This is a genomic window from Aliivibrio sp. S2TY2 (genome assembly GCF_028765525.1).
Classification (GTDB): domain Bacteria; phylum Pseudomonadota; class Gammaproteobacteria; order Enterobacterales; family Vibrionaceae; genus Aliivibrio; species Aliivibrio finisterrensis_A.
On the sequence record NZ_JARACS010000003.1, the window covers coordinates 68,675 to 94,892 of the forward strand.

Here is a 26,218-nt window from a genome sequence, read left to right on the forward strand (position 1 = left end):
CATGAGTATGAGCCCGATGGGGATGGGTGGTGGCCTAGATATTAATTCTATGGTGAGTAAAATAGTTGAAAGCGAGCGCTTACCAAAGCAGCAGCGCATCGACCGTGAACGCTCAGATATAGATATGAATATCAGTGGCTATGGCCGTCTGCAAGAATCGTTAGATACCATGAAAAACCTCATGTCGACGTTTCGCCAAGAGGATACGTTTGCATCTCGAACTATTTCAAGCAGTGATGACGAAGTAGTCAGTGCGACGGCAACGCCAGAAGCCTTGGCGGGTCGATACACAATTGATGTTTTACAATTAGCTCAAGCTCAAAAACTAGCATCATCGCCAATCCGTGATGATGCTAAATTTGGTCCAGGTAAATTGGAGATTTCATTAGGTGATAAAGAATTCACTATTGAAATTATTGGTAAAAATAACAAAATTACCGATCTGTTAAAGCAGATCAATGGTGCACCGTCAAATCCAGGTGTACAAGCATCTATCGTTAAAGACGATGGTGGTTCACGTCTTATCCTCGCCTCGGATAAACCAGGCGAAAGTCATAAAGTTAAAATTGAAGTCGATGCTGAATACAATAATCAGCTACATCGTCTTGCTTTTAATCCTAATTTTGATCCTACGGTATCAACAAAATTTGATATTCCAACCTTGCTTGAATATCAAAATGTACCAGAAATTGCCGCTCAGCAAATACAAGAGCCAATAACGGCACAAGAAGTTCCTGAATTAAGTGATGAAGAAAAATACGCGTACTTTAAGCCGCTTATTGATTATGCCAATCGTGAATTAGCGCGAGAAGAAAAAGCGGCGAAAGAGATCATGCTTCAACAAGAAGCAACGGCAGCATTATCAACATTGGAAGACCCTACCGATCCAACATCGGGCATGTCAGGGTGGAGCGAGCGCACTGCGGGTACTCTGCAAGCGGCACTGCCAAGCGAAGCTGAAAAGATCGAGTTAGCTAAAGCCGCCAAGCAAGGCGATCAAGATGCAGCAGAAGCCTTAGCTGAAATTGGTCAAACGCCAGATGTTGTTTTTCAAGCTGCTGGTATTACTTATGAAGCACCTCAAGTCGCACCTAAAAAAGAATTGGTTGAAATAGCGAAAGAAAAAATTGAGCAGTTACCGCCGACAATTAAAGAAATAGCAAAAGAAAAATTAGAACCGATTGAAAAAGTTGTAGAGGCAATTAAGCCTGAAGGCCCACGTAAACCGTTGTATTCTGGTCTTCAAGAAGTGCAAACAGCAAGTAGTGCAAAAGTAGTATTAGATGGTGTTGCTCGAATAAGCAGTGATACTAATGTGATTCAAGATGCGGTTCATGGCGTAGATATCACTTTAAAAGGAACGACAGCAGAAGCAAGCAAGCGTGTTGAGCTTGATGTGCAATTTGATAGAGATGGTGTAAAAGCTGCTATTGAGCAATTTGTTGCCACCTATAATCAGTTCTATGAAACGACTCAAGCACTGAGTGGCTTTGATCCGGCAACTGGCCAAAGTGGTCCTCTTGCTGGTGATAGTGTTGTTCGTTCTGCTGAATCGCGTTTGAAATCCGCTTTCGTGGCACCAGTAGAGTCGGCACCAAAAGATGTGAAAACACTGATTGAACTGGGTATTTCTACGACTCGTCAAGGAACGTTAGAAATAAATCATACAATGCTTGATCGTCAATTGAATGAAAACTTTGGTCAATTGCATACTTTTTTTGGCGGTTCTAAAGGGTTTGCTAAAAAAATTGAAGACGTCATTCAGAGTATGACAGGGGTAACTGGCCCAATTCGTACCAGAATGAACACGATGCGAGATCAAAATTACCGCTTAAATGATCAACAAGTGGATTTAGATCGCCGTATGGAGAGTTTACAAGAACGAACTCGAAACAAGTTTGCCAATATGCAAGACGTTACTGGGAAAATGAAAGCTCAGTTGTCAGGAATGATGAACGCGTTAGGTTAATAGAGTGTCAGTGATAATTAGGTGTTTTCGATGATATTAATACAGCAATTAGAAAAACTGGATCAAGAGTTGCAAAATTCATATCGTTCAGATGATATTAATTTTGAACAGTTGGCGATATTTTTATCAAATCGGGAACAACTTTTGCATCAGTGTATGCAAGTGTCAGAAATAGTGCATTCCACTGAATGGCAAAGCGCAATTGCAAGAACTCAATTGATCGTTGATGAAATGAGTCAATTAGGACAGCAATTTGCTACAGATTATCAAAAATTGAATCATGGACAAAAGTCGGTTCAACTTTATAGAAAATTTCAATAATACTGAGGAAATACAATGAGAGGTTCACTACAAGCATATAAGAAGGTATCGATTGATAGCCAATTAAGTGCTGCATCACCTCATAAGGTCATTCAAATGCTAATGGCTGGCGCGATTGAGCGTTTAATCCAAGGTAAGGCTGCAATGCAGCAAGGAAATACCCCGGTAAAAGGTGAGCGTCTTGGTAAAGCATTAGATATCGTGATCAGTTTACGTTCTTGTCTTTCTATGGATGATGGTGGTGACATTGCAAGTAATCTTGATTCTTTGTATGACTTCATGATCCGCCAGATCTCCCATGCAAACCAAAATAACGATGGTCAAGCTATTGATGACGTTGTTGAGATGCTGCGTGAGATAAAATCAGCATGGGATCAAATTCCAGCAGAGTTCCATAACCTTACTGCAGACCAAGTTGGTATTTAAGTTCAGGCTACGTAATTTGGTATAAAATACCATTAGTTTTATAAATCAAGTTTATTTTTGATTTTTTATACTAACCTCTCATTTACAGTATGGCTGTCGATTTATTGGCAGTCATAGTTGCCTTATTTTTCTTATGCTATAAAATAGCGATATAATTTCGTTGCTGTTCAATGAATAGGCCACTTAAATCAAAGAATTAAGGCACATAACACATCTATGCAAGGTTTAGCAAAGACACTAATTATTGAAGATGACGAGCAAAACCGTCATAACCTTAAGATCATTCTTGAGTTTATCGGTGAGCATTGTCATGCCATTTCGACTTCAGAATTGTCTACTTTTGACTGGAATGACCCTTGGAGTGCCTGTTTTTTAGGTAACGTAACAGATAGTTCACAAAAAGAATTAATCAAAAAATCCTTAATTACTAATAATCATGTCCCTATTATTATGCTTACAGGGGCTATGTTTGATCTTGAGGATTTAACTAATTATGTCGGTGAATTAAATCAACCGGTAAATTACCCTCAATTGACCGATGCGTTGCGCCATTGTCAAGAGTTTATGGGACGCCGTGGCTTAGGTGTACCCCAGCTAGGGCGTAAAATTACCTTATTCCGTAGTATGGTTGGACAAAGTCCTGCGATCAGCACGGTTCGACATTTAATTGAGCAAGTCTCTGGTACTGAAGCAAGTGTTCTTGTTTTAGGTGAGTCGGGGACCGGTAAAGAAGTCGTTGCACGAAATCTTCACTATCATTCACCGCGTCGTAAAGGTCCATTTGTGCCTGTAAACTGTGGTGCGATTCCACCCGATCTTCTTGAAAGTGAGTTGTTTGGCCATGAAAAAGGGGCTTTTACTGGTGCAATAACAGCACGTAAAGGTCGTTTTGAACTGGCTCAAGGCGGTACGCTGTTCTTGGATGAAATCGGTGATATGCCAATGCCGATGCAAGTAAAACTGTTGCGAGTATTACAAGAGCGCTGTTTTGAACGTGTTGGTGGCAATCAAAGTATTAAAGCGGATGTTCGTATTGTAGCTGCAACACATCGCAATCTTGATGAGATGATAGAGAAAGGAACTTTCCGTGAAGATCTTTATTATCGATTAAATGTATTTCCAATCGAAATGCCAGCATTGCGTGAACGTAAGCAAGATATTCCGTTATTATTGCAAGAACTGCTAACGAGAATGGAAGCAGAAGGCAGTGCGCGTGTCCGTCTAACGCCACGTGCGGTGAACTCATTAATGGAGCATCATTGGCCGGGTAATGTGCGTGAGCTAGCAAACCTCATTGAGCGCTTAATGATCTTATTCCCTGGCGAATCGGTTGATGTTAATCACTTACCGACAAAATATCGTTATAGTGATATTCCTGAGTTCCAACCAGAGAATAACAATAAACAAAGTATTGAAGAGCAAGAACAAGCTGCACTAGCAGATATGTTTGCTAACTTTAGTGATGGTGGAGTGCCTCAAATATCAAACCAAAACTTCGGTCCAGCATCTAATGATTTGCCTGAAGATGGTCTAAATCTAAAAGAAATGTTGGCTGATGTAGAAGTTAATATGATATGCCAAGCACTTGAAGCGCAAGCCGGGGTTGTTGCTCGTGCTGCTGATATGTTAGGTATGCGTAGAACGACTTTAGTTGAGAAAATGCGTAAATATAATCTAAATAAAGATGATATGCGTTAATAATCTACACTGACAAATAATTGACTCATTAAAGATGTTATTTTGATATAACTTGATGATTTAAAACGATAAAAAGGGCTGGCATGTTAAATGCATTAGCCCTTTTGTTGTTTTGGCGGGGATCAAATTATGCAAGGTAACTCTGAGAGTGAGATCAATTCACTCCTTGGCACAGTAGAAGAACAAAATACACGTTATAAGCAAGTATTAGATGTTATGCCTGCGGGGGTAATATTGCTTGATACACAAGGCGTTGTATGTGAAGTAAACCCAGAAGCCATTAAGCTTCTTGGTACCCCATTATTAGGTGAACGTTGGTTTGAAGTCATTCAACGCTCATTTGATCCAAGAGAAGATGATGGGCATGAGATCTCATTGCGTAATGGACGTAAAGTACGTTTAGCGATCTCAGCCTCAGAAACGGGTCAACTTATTCTTATTACCGATCTAACCGAGACCCGTTTACTGCAATCTCGTGTCAGTGATTTGCAGCGTTTGTCATCGTTAGGAAAAATGGTTGCCTCCCTTGCTCATCAAGTAAGAACGCCACTTTCAAGTGCGATGCTTTATGCTTCAAACTTAGGTTCCCCCAATTTGCCCGCAGCAACACACAAACGTTTTCAAACCAAATTGGTTGATCGTTTACATGATCTCGAAAAACAAGTGAATGACATGTTGTTGTTTGCTAAAGGTGGCGATAACAAGGTTGTTAAATCATTTACGATTGAAGAGCTTGTTGCAGAATATCGTCCAATGGTAGAAACCGCTTTGCAATCAAATCAAGTGGATTATCACTTAGAAGTAGAAGAGCAAGATACTTTATTAATGGGTAATGCCAACGCTATTGCCAGTGCCATTAGTAACTTGATTATGAATGCGATACAAGCCATTGGAAAAGAATGCCAAATTGATGTTTTCTTTAGACCGGTTAACGGTTATTTGAAAATATCAGTACAAGACAATGGGCCAGGTATCCCACTTGAATTACAAGATAAAATTATGGAACCATTTTTCACTACACGCTCTCAAGGCACGGGTCTTGGTTTGGCCGTAGTTCAAATGGTTTGTCGAGCACATAAAGGACAACTTGAATTGTATTCAGAACCGGATGATGGTGCGTGCTTCACCATGTCTATTCCATTAACAGCAACCTATGCTGAATCCGCAACTCAAACAGAATCTGGAGAATAATCATGGCTCAAAGTAAAGTATTGATCGTAGAAGATGATGAAGGCCTACGCGAAGCCTTGATTGACACCTTAGAGTTAGCTGGTTACGAATGGATAGAAGCGGATAGCGCAGAAGCCGCGTTGCTTATTTTGAAAAAAGAATCTGTTGATATCGTTGTTTCTGATGTTCAAATGGCAGGAATAGGCGGTTTAGCATTGTTGCGTAGCATCAAGTTAAATTGGCCTAATTTACCCGTTCTTCTAATGACAGCTTATGCCAATATTGAAGATGCGGTTTCTGCAATGAAAGACGGTGCAATAGATTACATGGCGAAGCCTTTTGCGCCAGAAGTGTTGTTAAACATGGTTAGCCGTTATGCACCAGTTAAAAATGAGCAAACGGGTGATGCCATTGTTGCGGACGAAAAGAGTCTGAAATTACTTAAGCTTGCAGATAAAGTTGCGCGAACTGATGCAAACGTGATGGTCCTTGGCCCAAGTGGTTCAGGCAAAGAAGTGATGTCTCGTTATATCCATAACAACTCACAGCGTAGTGACGGCCCATTTGTTGCGATTAACTGTGCTGCTATCCCAGACAATATGCTAGAAGCCACCTTATTTGGCTATGAGAAAGGTGCATTTACTGGCGCAGTTCAAGCGTGTCCGGGTAAATTTGAACAAGCTCAAGGCGGCACCATTTTGTTGGATGAAATCAGTGAAATGGATCTTAATCTACAAGCTAAATTACTGCGCGTACTTCAAGAACGCGAAGTTGAACGTTTAGGTGGTCGTAAGAGTATTAAGCTTGATGTCCGAATTTTGGCGACTAGCAACCGAGACTTAAAAAAATACGTAGAAGAAGGTAATTTCCGTGAAGATTTATACTACCGCTTAAACGTATTCCCAATTGCATGGCCAGCACTTAAAGAGCGTAAAGGTGATATCGCACCTATTGCTAAGCACCTTATTGAGCGTCACTGTCAAAAGCAAGGCTTACCCGTACCCAGTTTTAGTGTTGAAGCTACTCAAAAACTGGAAAGTTACCCTTGGCCAGGAAATGTACGTGAGCTAGATAACGTTGTGCAACGTGCATTGATCTTGGCTGAAGAGCATCAAATTACCGCGGATGATATCTTATTAGAAGGCGTTGACTGGGTAGATGCTCGAGGTTTGCAACAAGTGGTTAGTGGTGAAGCGCCAACAATTAAGCCTGAGCAGCAAGCACCGTCAATAAATGACACAGTTGCAATGCCATTATCTGAAGATGGTGAGATTTTAACCGCATCTAGTGGGCTAGGTGGTGAACTTCGTGAGCAAGAATTCATCATTATCCTTGAAACGATAAAAGCGTGTGACGGTAAACGAAAAGATGTCGCTGAAAAATTGGGCATTAGCCCGCGAACGTTACGCTACAAATTAGCGAAGATGCGTGATGCTGGAATAGATATCCCAAGTTAAAACAATGGGTTACCGTGTTTGATATTTTGGTATGTAAATTGCTTTATATACTTCGGGTCGTAAAATAAAGTCAATTAGTTGACTGGGTCGGAGAATAGAAATGAAAATTGGTGGTTTACAAGGCGAAATGCAAGCAATGATGCTTGACGCGTCAAATACAACGCGTCCAGCAACAGGTAAAGAAGTCGGTGCGGACTTCAGTGCTATGTTTGCAAAAGCAGTGAATAACGTAAATGGCTTACAACAAGCATCAAGTGATTTAGCTGTGCGTTTTGATCGAGGTGATGAAGGGGTCTCATTATCCGATGTAATGATTGCACGTAACAAATCAAGTGTTGCATTTGATGCCACAATACAAGTGCGTAATAAGCTTGTAGATGCTTATAAAGCACTCATGAATATGCCAGTATAATTTCTAGGAATTAAAGCGTGTCAGAAGAAAATAAAAACACAGACTTAGCAGTATCTGATGGAGTATCCGCCGGTGGTTCAATGGCGTTAGATAATTCAATGGATGTTCAAAATCCAGATACTGATGAGCAAAGTTCTTCGAAGTTAGATTCAGCGTTGGGTAATCTTGATTTATTGCGTCAAGTTATCCTTGTGTTATCTGTATCTATCTGTGTCGCATTAATCGTAATGCTTTTCTTTTGGGTTCAAGAACCTGAAATGCGACCACTTGGTGCGTATGAGACGGATGAATTAATTCAAGTTCTTGATCACCTTGATGCGCAAAAAGCAGAATACAAGCTAGAAGGTAATACCATTCTAGTTCCCGCTTCTCAATTCAGTAAAATGAAGCTTGATCTTTCTCGTGCCGGTTTAAACCGAGAAGTAGGAGAAGGTGATGATATCTTACTGCAAGATATGGGGTTTGGTGTATCACAGCGTTTAGAACAAGAGCGTCTAAAGTTAAGTCGTGAACGCCAATTAGCAAGTACGTTTGAGCAAATGCGTCCAATTCGTAAAGCTCAAGTATTACTCGCAATGCCAAAACAAAGCGTATTTGTTCGTCATAACCAAGAAGCATCGGCAACGGTATTTTTGACTATGCGAATGGGTGCAATGCTAAAACAAGAAGAAGTAGATTCGATTGTTGATATGGTCGCAAGTGCGGTTCCAGGAATGAAACCAACACGTGTTACCGTAACGGATCAGCATGGTCGTCTTCTTAGCTCTGGTACGCAAGATCCGATGGCTATGGCTCATCGAAAAGAGCAAGAGTTAGAGCGTAAACAAGAGCAATCACTGCGTGATAAAATTGATGCGATTCTTATCCCAATTTTAGGCTTGGGTAACTATACTGCTCAAGTTGATGTATCAATGGACTTCAGTGCTATTGAACAAACACGTAAACAGTTTGATCCACAAACTGCATCAACACGAAGTGAATATACATTAGAAGATTACAACAATGGTAACGTGATTGCCGGTGTTCCGGGTGCCCTAAGTAATCAGCCACCAGTAGATTCGGCAATCCCTCAGGATATTGCTGAATTAAAAGATGGTTCAGTACTAGGTCAAGGTTCGGTTCATAAAGAAGCAACACGTAACTTTGAATTAGATACAACCATCAGTCACGAGCGAAAACAAACGGGAACAGTCGCACGTCAAACGGTTTCAGTTGCCGTAAAAGAGCGTCAAAGTGTTAACCCTGAAACAGGCGAAGTGACTTATACACCAGTGTCGACAGAGCAAATTGAAAAGATCCGTCAAATCATCATTGGTAGTGTTGGTTTAAATGAGCAACGTGGCGACTTATTAAACGTATTAAGCGTTAAATTTGCGATTGAAGAGCAACCAATTACTATTGATGTACCGATTTGGGAGCATCCAAACTTCAACGACTGGATTAAATGGTTAGCTGGCGCTTTAGTGATTATTGCTGTGCTACTTATCCTTGTTCGCCCAGCAATGAATAAATTGCTGTTCCCTAACCAAGCAGAAGACGATGCCGTTGCGAAAGGTGAAGGCGTTGAAGGCGAAATGGGCTTAATTGGCAGTGATTTGGATGGTGACGGCTTCGAGTTTGGTTCCGGCATTGATCTACCAAACTTGCATAAAGACGAAGATTTATTAAAAGCGGTTCGTGCTCTTGTAGCAAATGAACCAGAGTTAGCAGCACAAGTGGTTCGTAACTGGGTATCTGAAAATGGCTAATGAGATTGTAGAAGCAGAAAAAAAAGATGAAGACAACCAAGAGTTTGATCTTTCGTCACTAGCAGGCTCAGAACGTGCTGCCATTTTACTACTTAGTTTGAGTGAGGATGATGCCGCAAGTATCATTCGTCACTTAGAACCAAAGCAGGTTCAGAAAGTAGGTGCAGCAATGGCAACCGTATCTGATTTAAATCAGATTAAAGTGTCAGCAATTCACCGTGCTTTCTTAGAAGATATTCAGAAGTACACAAGCATCGGTATGGGCAGTGAAGACTTTATGCGTAACGCATTGGTTGCTGCTCTTGGTGAAGATAAAGCGAATAATCTAGTCGACCAAATTCTACTAGGCAGTGGTTCTAAAGGCTTGGATTCATTGAAATGGATGGATCCTCGTCAAGTGGCAAGCATCATCATGAATGAGCACCCACAGATCCAAACTATCGTATTATCGTACTTAGATCCTGATCAGTCAGCCGAGATCTTATCTCAGTTCCCTGAGCGTGTACGTCTTGACCTTATGATGCGTATTGCACACCTTGAAGAAGTTCAGCCATCAGCACTTGCTGAGCTAAATGAAATCATGGAGAAACAGTTTGCGGGTCAATCTGGTGCACAAGCGGCGAAAATTGGCGGCCTGAAAGCAGCGGCAGAAATCATGAACTACCTAGATAACAGTATTGAAGGTATGTTGATGGATCAAATCCGTGACCAAGATGAAGAGACTGCAACGCAGATCCAAGATCTTATGTTTGTATTTGAAAATCTTATCGATGTACAAGATACAGGTATTCAAATGCTATTGCGTGATGTTCCACAAGAAGTTCTGCAAAAAGCACTTAAAGGTGCTGATGATGCACTTAAAGAGAAAATGTTTAAGTGTATGTCGAAACGTGCAGCGGAACTTATGCGTGATGATCTTGAAGCAATGGGGCCAGTTCGTGTGGCAGACGTTGAAGCCGCTCAGAAAGAAATTCTGGCAGTGGCACGTCGAATGGCCGATTCTGGCGATCTAATGCTTTCTGGCGGTGCAGACGAATTCGTATAATACGTTTTTGCTTCATTGAGTTATAATTATACGGCTATTTAAGAGTTAATCTAAATAGCCGTTATGCTTTTTAATCTTCTTCTTTTTACGGGTTATTATCATGAGTATCAGCAAAAAACGTGGCTTTATTCGCATTACCGATGAGAGTGAGCTACAAAAAACTAATATTTGGGAATCCCCTGATTATTCTGATCCTAACCAGCCAGCTCGTGAAACTGCATTAAATTATGATCCTAGCTGGACACCATCACTTCCTCAAGAAGAAGAGCCTGAAGAATTTGTACTCACCGAAGAGATTATCGAACAGATAAAGCAAGGCGCTTACAATGAAGGGTTAACGCAAGGGCAAGAATTTGGTTATAAAGAAGGTCTAGAAAAAGGCCAAGCAGAAGGTTTTGAGGCTGGAAAACCAGAAGGTTACCAAGCTGGCTACGATGAAGGTATTGCAGCAGGGCAGGCTGAAATTCAAGAGCGTATACAGCATTTAATTGAAATGGCTGATAAGTTTGCAACGCCATTAGAGTTAGTTGATTCTCAAGTAGAAAAACAGCTTATCGATATGGTATTAGCGCTAACTAAAGAAGTCATTCATGTTGAAGTAAAAACCAATCCTCAAGTATTACTTGATACGGTTCGTGAATCTGTCGAAACCTTGCCGGTTACTGAACGTGAAATTACTATTTCATTAAACCCAGAAGATCACCAACGCGTGATTGAGGCGTATGGCGAAGAAGCGTTAGCGCAAAAGCAGTGGACACTGGTTGCCGAGCCTTCAATGAATCTTGGTGATATTAATATTCAAGCATCAGATTCAAAAGTCAGCTACTTACTTGAAGAGCGAATTAAAACCGTTTTAAATAAATTCTGCGGTGTAAATCGTCATCAAGGGAATCAGTAAATGCTGCCATTATCTGAACGCCTTTCTCAATATAAAACAACAGGGTTAACCACACGAGCTATAGCGTCAGGCAAGCTAGTACGTGTTGTTGGCTTAACCTTAGAAGCCACAGGATGCCGAGCGCCAATTGGCAGTTCCTGCTTGGTAGAAACCATCAATGGTGAAATAGAAGCAGAAGTGGTTGGTTTTTCAGGTGATAACCTATTTTTAATGCCGAATGAACAAGTCTCTGGCGTACTTCCAGGTGCGAAAGTCACTCCAATTGTTGGTGGTAGTGGCATTCCTGTTGGTATGGAACTGCTTGGTCGAGTGGTGGATGGTGTAGGAAATCCTATCGATGGTCTTGGAGAGTTGTATACTGAAGAAACCGCGTCATTTACCTCTGAGCCTATTAACCCATTATCGAGAAAACCAATTTCAGAACCACTTGATGTTGGATTAAAAGCCATTAACGGTTTACTTACGGTTGGTAAAGGCCAGCGTTTAGGTCTATTTGCAGGCTCAGGTGTGGGTAAATCGGTAACACTTGGCATGATGACTCGTGGTACAACAGCACAAGTGGTTGTCGTCGGTCTGATTGGTGAGCGTGGGCGAGAAGTAAAAGAATTCATTGAAGAGATTTTAGGCCCAGAAGGTCGACAACGTTCAGTTGTTGTCGCAGCGCCTGCCGATTCATCAGCGCTAATGCGATTAAAAGGCTGCCAGACAGCCCTGACTATTGCGGAGTACTTTCGTGATCAAGGCTTAGACGTATTATTATTGATGGATTCACTGACACGTTTTGCACAGGCACAGCGTGAAATTGCCTTGTCAGTTGGTGAGCCACCTGCAACCAAAGGTTATCCGCCTTCCGTATTTGCTAAATTACCTGCTTTGGTTGAACGAGCGGGTAATGGTAACGAAAACCAAGGGTCTATTACTGCCTTCTTTACGGTTCTGACTGAAGGGGATGACTTACAAGATCCTATTGCTGATGCTTCTCGTGCCATTTTGGATGGACACATTGTATTGTCACGTGAAATGGCTGATGCAGGCCACTATCCAGCGATTGATGTTGAAAAATCAGTGAGTCGTGTTATGCCACAAATCACTGATGAAGAGCATATGTTGATGTCTAAAGTGGTTCGTCAAATTTTATCTACTTGTCGTAAAAACCAAGATTTGGTATCAATCGGCGCTTATAAACCGGGCACCGATCCGGCTATTGATCAAGCGTTTACGTTAAAACCACGACTTGATGAATATCTACAGCAGAAAATGAAAGAAAGCGTGCCATACGATATGTGTAAGAGCATGTTGAAAATGCTATTAAGTGGCTAACAGGTTAAAGGTACGAGAATTGTGCGCATGGATAAGACGATAAATAGAGAAAGAACATGAGTAATACCTTTGATTTTTTATTAGAACAATCTCAGGAAAGAGAGAACCAAGCGGTAATGGCATTAAGTAAAGCCAAAGCTGAGTTGGATAATTTCTATGAGCAAGTAAAACAAATCGAAAAGTATCGTCTTGATTACTGTAATCAACTTTTACAGCGTGGTCAGCAAGGTCTTACTGCGAGCCAATACAGTCATTTAAATAAGTTTTTGGTGCAGTTAGATGAAACGCTAACAAAACAAAAAAGTGCAGAGTCTCATTTCACTTCCCAAGTGGATAATTGTCAAAGCTATTGGCAAGAGACTCGTAAGCAACGTCGCTCTTACGAATGGATGATCGATAAAAAGAAAACCGAGCGTCAAAAAAAACTCGATAAACAAGAGCAAAATATGATGGATGAGTTTTCGACACTCCAGTTTGCCCGACGAATTAAATCTGAATAAGCAATTTGGTTATTTTTTCGATTGCTTTACTTTAGTTAACTCCCTTCTTCTTATTGTCCAGAACTACACTAAATATAAAAGTGGCTTAATATTTGCTTTAAAATAATCAACGTTGGGCCGCTACAGTGCTCGTCAAAAAATTCACACTCAATGTAGAGAATATACTATGAGCAGTCATGACTTATCCTTAAGCAGTATCAATAAAACCGCACCAGTAAAAACAGATACTAAAACGGCTGCGGTAGAAAAAACAGAATCTGAAGGCTTTGTAGAAGAGCTTAAAGAAGTCATGGGATTAAAAGAAAAAGACGACGCCAAAAAAACAGCGGTAGAAGAAAAAGGCGACGTTGAAAAAGGTGAAGCGGCTGAAAAATCGAAAGAGTCTGAATCTGTTGAAACAAAAGAAGAAACAACAGAAGAAAAAGTAAGCCAAGGTTCTGAATTACTCTCTCGTTTAGATCAAGCGAATAGCACGCTAGTTGATGAAAAAGATCAAACGAAAAAAGAAAAAGCAAGTCAAGATTCTGAATTATTACCTCGTTTAGAGCAATCGAATAGTACGTTAGTGAATAAAAAAGAATCAGATGATAAAGAAACATCTGAAGATTCAAAGTCACTAACTGATGCAGAAGTGATGCTAACTCAAGCCAGTATTGCGGCTAAAGGTGAGAAAAACAGCAGTAAAACGGTAGCTGAAAAAACGGACCCTTTAAAAGAAATTCAATGGGGAAGTAGTGCTAAATCGTCAACTCAAGTAGAGGGCGAAACACAGAGCAAAGGTGAGGCGTCAGGCAACAAAGAATCAACCAAAGAATTATTAACCTCTACAGCACTTATCGGTAAGGCAGAAGCTGAAGCCGGAAAACTTGCTGAGGCAAAAAAAGCAAAGATCGATATCTCAGCACTTGGCATGACACAGATTGCTAATGGTGAAACGGTGAATCTAACCGAAGCTAAAACGACAGATAGTTTTGCTCAGCAGCTAGCGACGGCATCAGGAGTAACAGCAACACAACAAGCAACCGCTGCTCAGAAAATGGATCCTGCAATGGCACCGCTGAATATTCGTCAAGAACAAGTCAGTGACGAAGTTGCTGAACGCATCAATATGATGATGGCAAAAAACTTAAAACATGTTGATATTCGTTTAGATCCACCAGAAATGGGACGTATGCATATTCGCCTAAACATGGGAGCAGATAGTGCGGGGGTTCAGTTTACGGTATCAAACCAACAAGCTCGTGATGCTATTGAACAAAGTTTACCGCGATTACGTGAAATGTTTGCTCAACAAGGGATCCAATTAGCCGATACCTCTGTTCAGCAACAAAACTCTGGTGAGTCATCTCAATACGCTTATCAGAAAGAAGAGTCTTCTCGTCAAGGCTCTGGATTTAATGAAGAGTTTTCTGAAGAACAAGAGATTAACGTACAAGTATCAAAACCCAATGATGGGATTAGCTTTTACGCCTAAGAATTTTAAAAAAAAAGCATCATGATTTTAAAATAATAATTAACGATTTATCCAAGAGGAAATACAATGGCAAACCAAGGTGATGCACCTAGAAGTAAAAATAAACTGATTATTATCATCACATTGATTGTATTATTGCTTGTGGGTGGCGGTGCTGCTGCTTGGTTCTTCTTAGCGGGAGATACCAAAGAAGAGGCAACAGAACAAGACATTGCAGCATTAGAAGCTCAAATGCCAGCATTGTACTTAAACTTACCTCAGCCATTTATTTTTAATGTTACAGGCGATAAGCGTGATCGTTTAGTACAATTAAAAGTGCAAGTGATGATGCGTGGTACTGATAATGAAAGTATTGCACAACAACACACCCCTTTAATTGAAAGTGCTTTATTATCGACTTTCGCTGCCGCAACGGTTGAGCAATTAAGAGAGCCTCGTGGTCGAATCGATTTACGCGAGCAGGCAACACGTGATATTCAAGATGCCTTTACTAAAATTACAGCCAAGCCTGTAGTTGAAAAAGTATTATTTACTGACTTTGTAATGCAATAGGTTCAATGTGACAGATCTATTATCCCAAGATGAAATTGATGCTCTACTCCATGGTGTAGATGACGTAGAAGATGATGTAACGGGTGGTCCTGAAGAAAACCTAGGTTCAATGAAGAACTTTGATTTCTCATCACAAGACCGAATCGTTCGTGGTCGAATGCCAACCCTAGAATTGATTAACGAACGTTTTGCTCGTCATATGCGTATTAGCTTATTTAATATGTTGAGAAAAACCGCCGAAGTATCAATTAATGGCGTATCTATGGTGAAGTTTGGTGAGTATCAAAACACACTGTATGTTCCAACTAGCTTGAATATGGTGCGTTTTCGCCCATTAAAAGGCACAGCATTAGTCACTATGGAAGCTCGATTAGTTTTCATTTTGGTAGAAAACTTCTTTGGTGGTGATGGCCGTTTCCATGCGAAAATTGAAGGCCGCGAGTTTACGCCAACCGAGCGACGTATTATTCAATTATTATTGAAAGTGATTTTTGAAGATTACAAAGAAGCATGGTCACCAGTAATGGGGGTGGAATTTGAGTATTTAGACTCAGAAGTAAACCCAACAATGGCAAACATTGTTAGCCCAACAGAAGTGATCGTTGTAAGTTCATTCCATATTGAAGTGGATGGCGGTGGTGGTGACTTCCACGTAGTCTTCCCATATTCAATGGTTGAGCCTATCCGTGAATTACTTGATGCGGGTGTTCAGAGTGACAAGATGGACACTGATGTTCGTTGGAGTAAGGCACTGCGTGATGAAATCATGGATGTGCCAGTTGAAATGAAAGTGAATCTTTTAGAGAGCCAAATTTCATTACGTGACTTAATGGATTTAGAAGCGGGCGATATTATCCCTGTTGAAATGCCAGAAGCCGCCACCGTATTTGTAGAAGAGTTGCCAACTTACCGCGGTAAAGTAGGTAAATCGAACGATAAATTAGCAGTACAGATCACAGAGAAAATCAAACGCCCAGATATGGTGAAAACGGATTTAGCCTTCCTAGGCAAAGACGTATTGTTTGATCTAGATGAAGAATAAGAGTAGAGAAGGTAGTGGATCATGGATTCAAATGAACAACAAATGGCTGACGAATGGGCAGCAGCATTAAGTGAAAGTGCAGAAGGCCAAGCGGTAACCGCACCACTGGAAGACTTAGAAAACAAAACACCAGAGTTCAATGAAGATGAACGTCGCAAGCTTGATACGATCTTAGATATTCCTGTGACTATTTCTATGGAAGTAGGCCGTTCACATATTAGCATTCGTAACTTGCTGCAATTGAACCAAGGTTCAGTCGTTGAACTTGACCGTATTGCAGGTGAATCACTGGATGTTATGGTTAATGGTACTCTTATCGCTCACGGTGAAGTGGTTGTCGTGAATGACAAATTTGGTATTCGTTTAACAGACGTTATTAGCCAAACTGAGCGTATTAAGAAACTACGTTAATCAGGAACCAATAGATGAATAAAAGGAAAGGTATGAAACAGCTATGGTTATTGGCATTGATGCCTTTTCCTTTATTTGCCGCAGATGCACCTAATGTCGATTTAGCTGCGACATTAGGCTCTTTGATTTTTGTTATCGCGCTAATTCTCTTTTTTGCTTGGCTATTAAAGAGAATGCGTTTTCCTGGTGTTACAGGATCTCCAGGTAGCAACATGAGTATTGTTAAGCAATTACCTGTGGGAACAAAAGAAAGAGTCGCAGTGGTTCAAGTTGGAGAGGAGCAGTTCCTTATTGGAATTACCTCTCAAAATATCAATATGCTAAGTAAACTTGAAAAACCGTTAGATGTCGGTGAATCGACGTTGACACCATTTTCAACTCAACTAAGCCAACTGATGAAGAAAAATGCTAAAAACTAATTTAATTGCCGCCACTTTGGCGGTTTTTTCACTCTTATTCATGGCATCTTCGGCGTGGGCGGTAGATGACTTAGCAAGCGCTATTCCTGCAACAGCAGCCAGTGCGGAAGGCATGACTGTAACTTCGATGGAAAAGGACAGCGGAGCTTCTAAAACTATCGCTAAAGGCAGCAGTTCTGGTGGTGGGGTGCCTGCATTCACCATGACAACTAATGCTAATGGTGGTGAAGACTATTCTGTTAACCTGCAGATATTAGGGTTAATGACCATGCTAGGCTTTTTGCCTGCCATGGTTATTTTGATGACGTCGTTTACGCGTATAGTGGTGGTCATGTCGATATTACGACAAGCCATGGGTCTACAACAAACCCCATCAAACCAAGTTATCATTGGTATCGCAATGTTTTTAACCTTTTTCATTATGGCTCCAGTCTTTGATAAGGTAAATAACACCGCTATTCAACCTTACATCAATGAAGAAATTACGGCGCGCGAAGCTTTTGATGTTGCACAAGTACCAATGAAAGAGTTCATGCTGGCGCAAACGCGAGTGAAAGATCTAGAGACATTCGTCAATATGTCTGGAGTAGAGGCGCAAAACCCTGAAGATGTCCCTATTACTGTTATTATTCCTGCGTTTATTACCTCAGAACTAAAAACGGCGTTTCAAATCGGTTTCATGCTTTTCTTACCTTTCTTAATTATCGACTTAGTCGTAGCCTCGGTATTAATGGCTATGGGTATGATGATGCTTTCTCCTATGATCGTATCGTTGCCCTTTAAACTTATGTTATTTGTATTGGTGGATGGGTGGAACTTAATACTTTCGACACTTGCCGGAAGCTTTAGTACATAAGGAGCGAACATGACACCTGAAATGGCCATCGAGCTATTCCGTGGCGCGCTGTACATGGTACTTATCATGGTGTGCGCCATTATTATCCCAAGTTTGCTTATTGGTTTAGTGGTGGCGGTATTCCAAGCCGCGACGTCAATTAACGAACAAACGTTAAGTTTTTTGCCTCGTTTGATTGTCACCTTATTAGCGTTAATGCTGTTTGGTCACTGGATGACTCGAATGTTGATGGAATATTTTTACGAATTGATTGCTCGAATGCCAACAGTTCTTTATTAATCTAAATAACTTCAACTCGAGATAATTTAAGCGGACTTATGGAATACCCAAGCCAGATAGTATTAGATTTTATTGCTGCGTATTTTTGGCCTTATACTCGCATTTCAGCCATGTTAATGGTGATGTCAGTATTCGGGGCACGATTTGTGTCGCCTAGAATTCGACTCTATCTTGGGTTAACGATTACTTTTGCGGTTATGCCTGCCATTCCAGCCATGCCTCCTGAAATTCAGCTAATGTCTTTTCAAGGTTTTATGACGACAGCAGAGCAGATTATTATTGGCGTTGCTATGGGAATGGTCACTGTATTTGTTACTCAAACTTTTGTTCTTCTTGGGCAAATTTTGGGTATGCAGTCGAGCTTAGGCTTTGCTTCAATGGTTGACCCTGCAAATGGTCAAAATACGCCATTACTTGGTCAGCTATTTATGTTTCTATCGATACTGTTTTTCTTAGGAACTGATGGTCATTTAAAAATGATTAACTTTGTTGTGATGAGTTTCACTACGTTACCGGTTGGTGTCGGAAAATTGACAAGTGTCGATTATCAATCCATGGCTGGTTGGCTTGGTATCATGATGAAAGCCGGGTTAAGCATGTCTCTATCTGGCATTATCGCCTTACTTACGGTCAACCTTTCTTTTGGTGTAATGACGCGTGCTGCACCACAGCTAAATATATTCTCATTAGGTTTTGCTTTTGCATTATTAGTCGGTTTATTACTGACCTCGTATATCATTCTTGGTTTATTTACTCACTATGATTTGCACTGGGGTCGTGCCGAAGCGCAAATATGTAGCATGATAAGGCTGGATTGCTAATGGCCAAATTAAGACTCGTGGAGGTCAGCCATGGCTGAAAGTGACGGTCAAGAACGTACCGAAGACGCCACGGCCAAACGCTTGCAACAAGCCAAAGATAAAGGGCAGGTTGCAAGGTCAAAAGAGCTCGCTTCAGTCTCTGTTTTGGTGTGTGGTGCGGTTGCATTAATGTGGTTTGGAGAAGGCGTTGCCAAAGCACTCTTTTCTATCATGGAGCGTTTCTTTTCTATTTCTAGAGAAGAGATTTATGACACTAATAAATTACTTGAAATCGTAGGTGGTGGATTAGTCGCATTAACTTTCCCAGTTCTGCTTATACTTGTCACATTATTTGTTGCGGCCTTAATTGGTGCTGCGGGTCTTGGTGGTATTAGCTTTTCAGCAGAAGCGGCAATGCCAAAACCGTCTAAAATGAATCCGATGTCAGGCATTAAGCGAATGTTTGGCATGCAAAGTTGGGTTGAACTTTTAAAATCGATATTAAAAGTATCTTTAGTCAGTGGGATGGCTTTTTATTTGATTAATCAAAGTAAAGCAGATCTATTTCAGCTTAGCCTTGATACGTATCCTGCAAATATTTTTCATTCCCTTGATATCTTGCTGAACTTTATTTTATTGATCAGCTGTACCTTATTAATTGTGGTCGCGATTGATATTCCGTTTCAAATTTGGCAACACGCAAATCAGCTGAAAATGACCAAGCAAGAAATTAAAGATGAATATAAAGAGACAGAAGGTAAGCCTGAAGTTAAAGGTCGTATTCGTATGCTTCAGCGCGAGATGACACAACGACGCATGATGGCAGATGTACCCTCAGCCGATGTCATCGTTACTAACCCTGAGCACTATTCAGTGGCATTGCGCTATGATCAAAGCAAAGATGCTGCTCCTATTGTTGTCGCTAAAGGGGTCGATCACATTGCAATGAAAATTCGAGAAATCGCAAGAGAGCACAATATTGATATTTTGCCTGCGCCGCCATTGGCTCGTGCTTTATATCATTCAACAGAGCTAGAACAACAAATCCCTGATGGTTTGTTTGCCGCCGTTGCTCAAATCTTGGCGTATATCTTTCAGATGAAGCAATATAAGAAGAAAGGTGGAACCAAACCTGAGCTCGATGAAAATACACTGACTATTCCTGACGAGTTGAAAAAGTAGCGAATACCAATTCGATTAGCCTTTCTTTTTGCTAGTCTATACTCCAATTTTTAAGAATAGATTGATGATGAAGCGTCTGTATGCTTGATTCATCAATACTATTTGAATCAAACATAATCCCAATTTTTGATTGCTTTTCTTTTGGGTCTATATTTTTAATAATGCCTGAAACTGTAATCGAACTAATTCCACCAAGCTCTATTGCGACAGAGACCTCTTGATTTAGGAGATTACTCGGGTTCAGTTTTGCTGGTAATGAAATAGCACAACCGCCGGCTGAAAAATCGGTCATTATGCCAGTTAGGTTATGACTTCCCACGGCTAAATTACATGAAAACTTGGTCTCAAGACGCTGATGAGTACGGATCTGTCGCATGGAAATACTGCTAGGAGTATGAAGACAAATCATCTCCATAGGGCGGTAAATCACAGAATGAATTTGTGTGCGAAATGCAATAACATCACGATGCGTAGTATTGGTGATCGCCCTAAACGTAACTTCAGCCCCCTCTAGATAAATTTTATTAAACTCTAAAGGTGGTGCTATTGGGTATTCAAGAAAAACATACTGACCTTTTTTAAAGCCAATTAATGTAGATTGAACTTGAGCAGATTGACCGTTTGGGCAAGTAACCTCAAGGATCACTCTGCCTCCAATATCCATTTTATTAAGCACATTTTGGTCTGTACTAAGCGATACATCAGCCATATAAACACCAAGTAAGTAAAGAAGGTTACGATTATACAAAGGAAGAAGTAAGTTGCAATAATGATTGATATTTTTCCTTAATAATTAAGTGCTTAATTCAACAGTAACCATCATTTTTTTACTCGTCAGAAAAGAGAATAAGTAAAGCCAAAAAAGTGACATTAATTTGGCTCGAAACTTGCTTTATTGGGAGGGTCATCCTGTTATCAGTTATTTATTATTGATAATGATTCAATAATGAAGTCGAGTAAAGAAGCCGAAGTAATGAAATTTCAAATGCCACTCCCGAACAAGCTGTCTGCCTTGCAAGGTAAAACATTACCAGCTGTAGGAGCACCGATTTTAGTGCTATCTACGCTAGCAATGGTGATCTTACCCATTCCGGCGTTCTTACTTGATTTAATGTTTACTTTTAATATCGCATTAGCAATGGTGGTGTTATTGGTTACTATCTATTCACGTAGACCTCTTGATTTTGCTGCTTTTCCTACCATTCTTTTGGTATCAACATTACTTCGTTTAGCACTGAACGTTGCATCAACGCGAGTTGTACTTCTGCATGGTCATGAAGGCCCTGGTGCAGCAGGTCATGTAATCGATGCGTTTGGTAACGTGGTTATCGGTGGTAACTACGCCGTAGGTTTGATTGTATTCATTATCTTAATGATCATTAACTTTATGGTTGTAACCAAAGGTGCGGGACGTATTGCTGAAGTAAGTGCTCGTTTTACCTTGGATGCATTGCCAGGTAAACAAATGGCGATAGATGCGGATTTGAATGCTGGATTAATCGATCAAGAGCAAGCACGAACACGTCGCTTTGAAGTAACCAAAGAAGCCGATTTTTACGGTTCAATGGATGGTGCGTCTAAATTCGTAAAAGGGGATGCCATTGCCGGTATTCTTATTCTATTTATTAACATCATCGGTGGTCTAGCCATTGGTATGAGTCAATTTGGTCTCGGTTTTGGTGAAGCAATCCAAATCTATACTTTGCTAACCATTGGTGATGGTCTAGTTGCTCAGATCCCATCGTTACTTTTGTCTATTGGTGCGGCGATAATGGTTACTCGTCAAAACACAGATGAAGATATGGGGGAGCAATTAGTATTTCAACTCGTTGATAATCCAAAGGCACTAATGGTGACCGCTGGTATTATGTTTGTGATGGGTATTGTGCCTGGGATGCCCCATTTCCCATTTATCCTACTTGCGTTAATGACGGGTGCTTGGGCGTATTACCTGAATAAGCAGAAAGAAAAAGAGGGTGATGATAAAAAAGCCGCGCCACCAATGGAGATATCATCATCGCAACCAAAAGAGCTGTCGTGGGATGATGTTCAACCCGTTGATGTTATCGGACTTGAAGTGGGTTACCGCTTAATTCCAATGGTAGATAAAGAACAAGGTGGTGAGTTACTTGATCGCGTGAAAGGGGTACGTAAGAAACTATCACAAGATTTTGGCTTCTTGGTTCCTGCTGTACATATTCGTGATAACTTAGAATTACCACCAAATGTATACCGAATTACATTAATGGGTGTCGCTGGTGGTGAAGCTGAAATTCGTCCAGATAAAGAGCTTGCGATTAACCCAGGACAAGTTTATGGGTCGATTGAAGGGGAACCAACGTTTGATCCTGCTTTTGGTCTAGAGGCCGTCTGGATTAACGGTGAGCAAAGAGAGCATGCTCAAGCTTTAGGCTATACTGTAGTGGATGCCGCAACAGTATTAGCAACGCACTTAAGCCAATTACTGACAAATAATGCAGCGCAATTACTTGGCCATGAAGAAGTTCAGAATCTGTTAGAGCTACTTTCACAAAGCTCACCTAAACTAGTAGAGGGGTTAGTCCCAGATCAGCTACCATTAGGTGCAGTTGTTAAAGTACTTCAAAACTTATTAAATGAAGCGATCCCAGTGCGTGATATTCGTACTATAGTTCAAACATTGTCGGAATATGCGCCAAAAAGTCAAGAACCTGACATTTTGACGGCGGCTGTTCGAATTTCACTGAAACGATTAATTGTCCAAGAAATCAATGGGATAGAGGCTGAAATGCCTGTGATTACATTGATTCCTGAATTGGAACAAATATTGCATCAAACAATGCAGGCATCAGGTGGCGAGACCACAGGTATTGAACCAGGCCTAGCTGAACGTTTACAAGCTTCTTTAACTTTAGCAACTCAAGAGCAGGAATTAAAAGGAGAAGCGGCAGTCTTATTGACTTCAGGTGTATTACGTTCAACATTGGCTAAGTTTGTTAAGAATACGATTCCTAACTTACGTGTGCTTTCTTATCAAGAAATTCCAGATGAGAAGCAAATTAGAATTGTTCAAGCTGTTGGTAACTAATCGCGTCGACTTATTAGCGCAGGAATACGATATTGAAAATTAAACGATTTTTTGCAAAAGACATGCGTTCAGCTCTAGTTCAAGTAAAAGAAGAACTAGGCGTAGATGCAGTCATTATGTCAAATAAAAAAGTAACCGGCGGTATTGAAATCGTAGCCGCGATTGATCCGAGTGCATCATCACATACAGCACAAACTCCTGCACCTCGTCAAATAGCAGAAGATAAAGTGAATGTAGGCAAAGGATCGATGACACGACGTTTTGCAAACATGATTAAACAATACGGTTCAAATGGTACCTCAGCTGATGCTGAGCCAGTAAAAGCTGAGAGAGAAGAAGATAGCTTAGCTGCATTATTGAAACGTCAATCGAAGTTTCAAGGGCAAGCTCAACCTCAGTCTCAACTATCAAATACGAATTCTCATTCATATGGTTCTTTGAATAGATCTTCAGCAAAACTTGATACATCAGAGATGACTCGTGCGATTCAAAATAATCCAAATTTAGCGCACCTTATTTCTGATGATCCAATCAAAGGCCAAGAAGACCGAGTGCAACCTCGATTAGACCCTTCTCGTTACGAAAAAGGCCGTCGTTCATCAAATGAATCAAATGAAGATTTAGAACATATGCGTTCAGAAATGTCGTCTATTCGTCGTCTTTTAGAGCATCAAGTATCAGGTTTGATGTGGCAAGAAGTCGAACGACGTGAACCATTACGCGCAATGTTGATTAAACGTCTAGAAAGAATGGGTTTATCGGCAGAGCTTGCAGATCAATTAGCTTGTTACATTCCGGAAAATACACCATCAAAAGACGCATGGTCAGCACTATTAAAGTTACTTGCAGAGCAAATTCCTACAGCAAAAGTAGATACTTTATCTCGCGGTGGAATTGTGGCGCTTCTTGGTCCTACAGGTGTTGGTAAAACAACCACTATTGCTAAGTTAGCAGCAAGAGCAGCAATGGAATACGGACCAGACCAAGTCGCTTTAGTTACAACGGATACTTTCCGTATTGGTGCTCAAGAACAATTGGCTATTTATGGTCGTATCATGGGTTGCCCTGTACGTATCGCAAAAGATGCTGATGAATTGGCATCGGTACTATATCAATTACGTAATCGTCGTTTAGTGTTAGTTGATACTGCAGGTATGGGACAGCGAGATGTACGATTAACAGAACAACTTGATACATTAATGGAAAACAGTGGTTCTCAGATCAGCAGCTATTTAGTGATGCCAGCGACGGCACAGCGCCAAGTACTGCAAGAGACCATTGATCACTTTAAACGCATCCCATTATCGGGTTGTATTTTAAGCAAGATTGATGAATCACTAAGTTTAGGTGAATTAATCAGCGTAACAATAGAAAATGGCTTACCAATAGCTTACATTGCAAATGGACAACGTGTACCTGAAGATATTGTTTTAGCTCAACCTAAATACTTAGTAGCAAAAGCAAATGAATTACTAGAAAAATCGACGGAAAAGGACCCTCATTTCTGGAATAGCGACATGCCAGAGGCAGACAACTTATGATTGATAATAATATATACGATCAGGCTAGTGGATTACGACGACTTACTCAACCGACACTAACAAAAGTAGTAGCGGTAACGGGAGGTAAAGGCGGCGTAGGTAAAACAAATGTAACACTTAATTTAGCATTATCACTTGCTCAACAGGGAAAGAAAGTGATGGTGTTGGATGGCGATTTAGGCTTAGCTAATATTGATATTATGCTAGGTATTCGCACAAATAAAAATTTAGGGCATGTCTTAGATGGTGAGTGCGAATTAGCAGATATCATTGTTGAAGGCCCATACGGTGTCAAACTTATTCCAGCTACTTCAGGTTCTAAATCGATGGCAGAGCTTAGTCCTGCGCAACATGCAGGGCTTATCCGTGCTTTTAGTAGCTTAGAAGACGATATTGATATACTTTTAATTGATACAGCTGCTGGTATATCGGATATGGTAACTAGCTTTTCGCGCGCAGCACAAGATGTACTTGTGGTTGTTTGCGATGAGCCGACTTCTATTACTGATGCTTATGCTCTTATTAAGCTATTAAGCCGTGAACATAACGTACAGCGCTTTAAAGTAGTTGCTAACATGGTAAGAAGTTACCGTGAAGGTCGTGAATTATTTGCGAAACTAACGCTAGTAACAGATCGCTTTTTATCTGCAAATATGGAATTAGTGGCTTGTATACCGCTTGATGAAAAAGTTAGATTATCTGTTAGAAAACAGAAGGTTGTTGTTGATGCTTATCCTCGCTCACCTGCTGCACTAGCGATGAAATCGTTAGCAAATAAAGTGGTGACTTGGCCGGTACCAAAAGCGCCAAGTGGTCATTTAGAATTTTTTGTTGAGAAATTACTACGAACTGAAAAGAGAAGTGAAGCAGAGGACGACTATGTCTGATGGCTTAACTTACGATCATAAAGGCAATGTGAATAGTCAGAAGGCATTTATAGAGCGTTATTCTGATTTAGTAAAACGCATTGCTCACCACTTAATGGCAAGATTGCCAGCAAGCGTGTTAGTGGATGACCTTATTCAGGCTGGTATGATCGGTCTGTTAGAGGCACAGCAAAATTATGACGGTAGCAAAGGCGCAAGTTTTGAAACTTACGCTGGTATTCGAATTCGAGGCTCAATGTTGGATGAAATCCGACGTGGTGACTGGGTTCCTCGCTCTGTTCATAAAAACAGTCGGATGATAAATTCAGCAATTAAAGAGCTTGAAGCTAAACTTTCTCGTGATCCGACCGATAAAGAGATAGCTGAACATCTAGAATTACCCTTAGAACAGTATTATCAGATACTTAATGATGTAAATTGCGGTAAACTAGTCGGCATGGAAGATTTAGGCGTTTCGGATGATGTAATCACAACCGAAGAACAAGCTGATGATAATATCCCATTTCAAGGTGTTGCCGACGAACACTTCAGAGTTGCTCTGGTGGAAGCGATTAAAACACTTCCAGAAAGAGAAGCTCTGGTTTTATCTCTTTATTACGATGAAGAGTTAAACCTAAAAGAAATTGGTGCAGTTATTGGTGTTAGCGAGTCTCGCGTCAGCCAAATACACAGTCAATCAATGCAACGACTACGGGCCAAGTTATCAACTTGGACAGTAGAATAATTAAATCCCGTTACTTTGCC

26 protein-coding genes are annotated in these 26,218 nt (G+C 40.7%); 25 read left to right on the forward strand and 1 reads right to left on the reverse strand.

Annotated features, from left to right (window positions below; all coding sequences use genetic code 11):
• Nucleotide 1 precedes the first annotated feature (1 nt).
• From fliD to flhB, 21 genes are all read left to right on the forward strand, one after another.
• Nucleotides 2-1,969, forward strand: coding sequence for a flagellar filament capping protein FliD (gene fliD, locus PVK63_RS06690; protein ID WP_274440117.1), 1,968 nt, complete (start codon nucleotides 2-4; stop codon nucleotides 1,967-1,969).
• 30 nt (nucleotides 1,970-1,999) lie between these two features.
• Complete coding sequence (locus tag PVK63_RS06695) at nucleotides 2,000-2,290, forward strand: hypothetical protein (protein WP_065624089.1); 291 nt, start codon at nucleotides 2,000-2,002, stop codon at nucleotides 2,288-2,290.
• Nucleotides 2,291-2,305: 15 nt separating this feature from the next.
• Entirely contained in the window at nucleotides 2,306-2,716 is a 411-nt protein-coding gene (gene fliS, locus PVK63_RS06700; RefSeq protein ID WP_065624088.1) for a flagellar export chaperone FliS, read from the forward strand.
• Nucleotides 2,717-2,932: 216 nt separating this feature from the next.
• Nucleotides 2,933-4,414 (forward strand): sigma-54 dependent transcriptional regulator, encoded by a 1,482-nt coding sequence (locus PVK63_RS06705; protein WP_274449248.1) that lies wholly within the window; start codon nucleotides 2,933-2,935, stop codon nucleotides 4,412-4,414.
• 129 nt (nucleotides 4,415-4,543) lie between these two features.
• Nucleotides 4,544-5,605, forward strand: coding sequence for a sensor histidine kinase (locus PVK63_RS06710; protein ID WP_274440119.1), 1,062 nt, complete (start codon nucleotides 4,544-4,546; stop codon nucleotides 5,603-5,605).
• 2 nt (nucleotides 5,606-5,607) lie between these two features.
• Entirely contained in the window at nucleotides 5,608-7,041 is a 1,434-nt protein-coding gene (locus PVK63_RS06715; RefSeq protein ID WP_130048984.1) for a sigma-54-dependent transcriptional regulator, read from the forward strand.
• A gap of 100 nt (nucleotides 7,042-7,141) precedes the next feature.
• Nucleotides 7,142-7,453 (forward strand): flagellar hook-basal body complex protein FliE, encoded by a 312-nt coding sequence (gene fliE / locus PVK63_RS06720; protein ID WP_130048985.1) that lies wholly within the window; start codon nucleotides 7,142-7,144, stop codon nucleotides 7,451-7,453.
• A 17-nt stretch (nucleotides 7,454-7,470) separates the two neighbouring features.
• Nucleotides 7,471-9,201 carry a flagellar basal-body MS-ring/collar protein FliF gene (fliF, locus tag PVK63_RS06725; protein ID WP_274440120.1) on the forward strand — a complete coding sequence of 577 codons (1,731 nt, stop codon included), beginning with the start codon at nucleotides 7,471-7,473 and terminating at the stop codon, nucleotides 9,199-9,201.
• Nucleotides 9,194-10,246, forward strand: a complete 1,053-nt coding sequence (fliG, locus tag PVK63_RS06730; protein ID WP_274440121.1) for a flagellar motor switch protein FliG — start codon at nucleotides 9,194-9,196, stop codon at nucleotides 10,244-10,246. The genes fliF and fliG overlap by 8 nt, the downstream gene beginning before the upstream one ends.
• A 100-nt stretch (nucleotides 10,247-10,346) precedes the next feature.
• Nucleotides 10,347-11,144, forward strand: coding sequence for a flagellar assembly protein FliH (gene fliH, locus PVK63_RS06735; RefSeq protein ID WP_151654714.1), 798 nt, complete (start codon nucleotides 10,347-10,349; stop codon nucleotides 11,142-11,144).
• Nucleotides 11,145-12,464 carry a flagellar protein export ATPase FliI gene (fliI, locus tag PVK63_RS06740; RefSeq protein WP_130048989.1) on the forward strand — a complete coding sequence of 440 codons (1,320 nt, stop codon included), beginning with the start codon at nucleotides 11,145-11,147 and terminating at the stop codon, nucleotides 12,462-12,464.
• 56 nt (nucleotides 12,465-12,520) lie between these two features.
• Complete coding sequence (fliJ, locus tag PVK63_RS06745; protein ID WP_130044140.1) at nucleotides 12,521-12,964, forward strand: flagellar export protein FliJ; 444 nt, start codon at nucleotides 12,521-12,523, stop codon at nucleotides 12,962-12,964.
• A gap of 166 nt (nucleotides 12,965-13,130) precedes the next feature.
• Nucleotides 13,131-14,438 carry a flagellar hook-length control protein FliK gene (locus PVK63_RS06750; protein WP_274440122.1) on the forward strand — a complete coding sequence of 436 codons (1,308 nt, stop codon included), beginning with the start codon at nucleotides 13,131-13,133 and terminating at the stop codon, nucleotides 14,436-14,438.
• 66 nt (nucleotides 14,439-14,504) lie between these two features.
• The gene (gene fliL / locus PVK63_RS06755; RefSeq protein WP_130048991.1) at nucleotides 14,505-14,990 is read left to right on the forward strand and encodes a flagellar basal body-associated protein FliL; all 486 of its coding nucleotides are present in this window, start codon (nucleotides 14,505-14,507) and stop codon (nucleotides 14,988-14,990) included.
• A gap of 7 nt (nucleotides 14,991-14,997) precedes the next feature.
• A complete protein-coding gene (gene fliM, locus PVK63_RS06760) occupies nucleotides 14,998-16,032 on the forward strand; it encodes a flagellar motor switch protein FliM (protein WP_130044143.1) in 1,035 nt (344 codons plus the stop codon).
• Between the two features lie 21 nt (nucleotides 16,033-16,053).
• Nucleotides 16,054-16,443, forward strand: coding sequence for a flagellar motor switch protein FliN (gene fliN, locus PVK63_RS06765; protein ID WP_443111682.1), 390 nt, complete (start codon nucleotides 16,054-16,056; stop codon nucleotides 16,441-16,443).
• A gap of 32 nt (nucleotides 16,444-16,475) precedes the next feature.
• Nucleotides 16,476-16,862: a flagellar biosynthetic protein FliO gene (fliO, locus tag PVK63_RS06770; protein WP_130048993.1), complete on the forward strand. Its 387-nt coding sequence runs from the start codon at nucleotides 16,476-16,478 to the stop codon at nucleotides 16,860-16,862.
• Nucleotides 16,849-17,718 carry a flagellar type III secretion system pore protein FliP gene (gene fliP / locus PVK63_RS06775; protein ID WP_274440123.1) on the forward strand — a complete coding sequence of 290 codons (870 nt, stop codon included), beginning with the start codon at nucleotides 16,849-16,851 and terminating at the stop codon, nucleotides 17,716-17,718. Before fliO ends, fliP begins: the two co-directional genes overlap by 14 nt.
• A gap of 9 nt (nucleotides 17,719-17,727) precedes the next feature.
• Nucleotides 17,728-17,997 carry a flagellar biosynthesis protein FliQ gene (gene fliQ / locus PVK63_RS06780; RefSeq protein ID WP_130048995.1) on the forward strand — a complete coding sequence of 90 codons (270 nt, stop codon included), beginning with the start codon at nucleotides 17,728-17,730 and terminating at the stop codon, nucleotides 17,995-17,997.
• A 38-nt stretch (nucleotides 17,998-18,035) separates the two neighbouring features.
• Nucleotides 18,036-18,818, forward strand: a complete 783-nt coding sequence (gene fliR, locus PVK63_RS06785) for a flagellar biosynthetic protein FliR (protein WP_130048996.1) — start codon at nucleotides 18,036-18,038, stop codon at nucleotides 18,816-18,818.
• Nucleotides 18,819-18,848: 30 nt separating this feature from the next.
• Nucleotides 18,849-19,979 carry a flagellar biosynthesis protein FlhB gene (gene flhB / locus PVK63_RS06790; RefSeq protein WP_130048997.1) on the forward strand — a complete coding sequence of 377 codons (1,131 nt, stop codon included), beginning with the start codon at nucleotides 18,849-18,851 and terminating at the stop codon, nucleotides 19,977-19,979.
• Between the two features lie 31 nt (nucleotides 19,980-20,010).
• On the opposite strand, the gene PVK63_RS06795 is transcribed toward flhB, so the two are convergent.
• On the reverse strand, nucleotides 20,011-20,688 hold the full coding sequence (locus PVK63_RS06795) for a flagellar brake protein (protein WP_274440124.1): 678 nt from the start codon (nucleotides 20,686-20,688) through the stop codon (nucleotides 20,011-20,013).
• Nucleotides 20,689-20,952: 264 nt separating this feature from the next.
• Between PVK63_RS06795 and flhA the strand changes: the two genes are divergently transcribed.
• The 4 genes from flhA to PVK63_RS06815 are packed head-to-tail and all read left to right on the forward strand — an operon-like array spanning nucleotide 20,953 to nucleotide 26,198.
• Complete coding sequence (gene flhA / locus PVK63_RS06800) at nucleotides 20,953-23,046, forward strand: flagellar biosynthesis protein FlhA (protein ID WP_130048740.1); 2,094 nt, start codon at nucleotides 20,953-20,955, stop codon at nucleotides 23,044-23,046.
• A 32-nt stretch (nucleotides 23,047-23,078) separates the two neighbouring features.
• Entirely contained in the window at nucleotides 23,079-24,587 is a 1,509-nt protein-coding gene (gene flhF / locus PVK63_RS06805; protein WP_130086018.1) for a flagellar biosynthesis protein FlhF, read from the forward strand.
• Nucleotides 24,584-25,474, forward strand: a complete 891-nt coding sequence (locus tag PVK63_RS06810) for a MinD/ParA family protein (protein WP_130048679.1) — start codon at nucleotides 24,584-24,586, stop codon at nucleotides 25,472-25,474. Before flhF ends, PVK63_RS06810 begins: the two co-directional genes overlap by 4 nt.
• Nucleotides 25,467-26,198: an RNA polymerase sigma factor FliA gene (locus tag PVK63_RS06815; protein ID WP_151654725.1), complete on the forward strand. Its 732-nt coding sequence runs from the start codon at nucleotides 25,467-25,469 to the stop codon at nucleotides 26,196-26,198. Before PVK63_RS06810 ends, PVK63_RS06815 begins: the two co-directional genes overlap by 8 nt.
• Nucleotides 26,199-26,218 lie beyond the last annotated feature (20 nt).

Excerpts from the sequence above, each read along its gene's own strand:
- fliD (WP_274440117.1), top strand. The coding sequence starts at position 2 with ATGAGTATGAGCCCGATGGGGATGGGTGGTGGCCTAGATATTAATTCT.
- PVK63_RS06695 (WP_065624089.1), top strand. The coding sequence starts at position 2,000 with ATGATATTAATACAGCAATTAGAAAAACTGGATCAAGAGTTGCAAAAT.
- fliS (WP_065624088.1), top strand. The coding sequence starts at position 2,306 with ATGAGAGGTTCACTACAAGCATATAAGAAGGTATCGATTGATAGCCAA.
- PVK63_RS06705 (WP_274449248.1), top strand. The coding sequence starts at position 2,933 with ATGCAAGGTTTAGCAAAGACACTAATTATTGAAGATGACGAGCAAAAC.
- PVK63_RS06710 (WP_274440119.1), top strand. The coding sequence starts at position 4,544 with ATGCAAGGTAACTCTGAGAGTGAGATCAATTCACTCCTTGGCACAGTA.
- PVK63_RS06715 (WP_130048984.1), top strand. The coding sequence starts at position 5,608 with ATGGCTCAAAGTAAAGTATTGATCGTAGAAGATGATGAAGGCCTACGC.
- fliE (WP_130048985.1), top strand. The coding sequence starts at position 7,142 with ATGAAAATTGGTGGTTTACAAGGCGAAATGCAAGCAATGATGCTTGAC.
- fliG (WP_274440121.1), top strand. The coding sequence starts at position 9,194 with ATGGCTAATGAGATTGTAGAAGCAGAAAAAAAAGATGAAGACAACCAA.
- fliH (WP_151654714.1), top strand. The coding sequence starts at position 10,347 with ATGAGTATCAGCAAAAAACGTGGCTTTATTCGCATTACCGATGAGAGT.
- fliI (WP_130048989.1), top strand. The coding sequence starts at position 11,145 with ATGCTGCCATTATCTGAACGCCTTTCTCAATATAAAACAACAGGGTTA.
- fliJ (WP_130044140.1), top strand. The coding sequence starts at position 12,521 with ATGAGTAATACCTTTGATTTTTTATTAGAACAATCTCAGGAAAGAGAG.
- PVK63_RS06750 (WP_274440122.1), top strand. The coding sequence starts at position 13,131 with ATGAGCAGTCATGACTTATCCTTAAGCAGTATCAATAAAACCGCACCA.
- fliL (WP_130048991.1), top strand. The coding sequence starts at position 14,505 with ATGGCAAACCAAGGTGATGCACCTAGAAGTAAAAATAAACTGATTATT.
- fliN (WP_443111682.1), top strand. The coding sequence starts at position 16,054 with ATGGATTCAAATGAACAACAAATGGCTGACGAATGGGCAGCAGCATTA.
- fliO (WP_130048993.1), top strand. The coding sequence starts at position 16,476 with ATGAAACAGCTATGGTTATTGGCATTGATGCCTTTTCCTTTATTTGCC.
- fliP (WP_274440123.1), top strand. The coding sequence starts at position 16,849 with ATGCTAAAAACTAATTTAATTGCCGCCACTTTGGCGGTTTTTTCACTC.
- fliQ (WP_130048995.1), top strand. The coding sequence starts at position 17,728 with ATGACACCTGAAATGGCCATCGAGCTATTCCGTGGCGCGCTGTACATG.
- fliR (WP_130048996.1), top strand. The coding sequence starts at position 18,036 with ATGGAATACCCAAGCCAGATAGTATTAGATTTTATTGCTGCGTATTTT.
- flhB (WP_130048997.1), top strand. The coding sequence starts at position 18,849 with ATGGCTGAAAGTGACGGTCAAGAACGTACCGAAGACGCCACGGCCAAA.
- PVK63_RS06795 (WP_274440124.1), bottom strand. The coding sequence starts at position 20,688 with ATGGCTGATGTATCGCTTAGTACAGACCAAAATGTGCTTAATAAAATG.
- flhA (WP_130048740.1), top strand. The coding sequence starts at position 20,953 with ATGAAATTTCAAATGCCACTCCCGAACAAGCTGTCTGCCTTGCAAGGT.
- PVK63_RS06810 (WP_130048679.1), top strand. The coding sequence starts at position 24,584 with ATGATTGATAATAATATATACGATCAGGCTAGTGGATTACGACGACTT.
- PVK63_RS06815 (WP_151654725.1), top strand. The coding sequence starts at position 25,467 with ATGTCTGATGGCTTAACTTACGATCATAAAGGCAATGTGAATAGTCAG.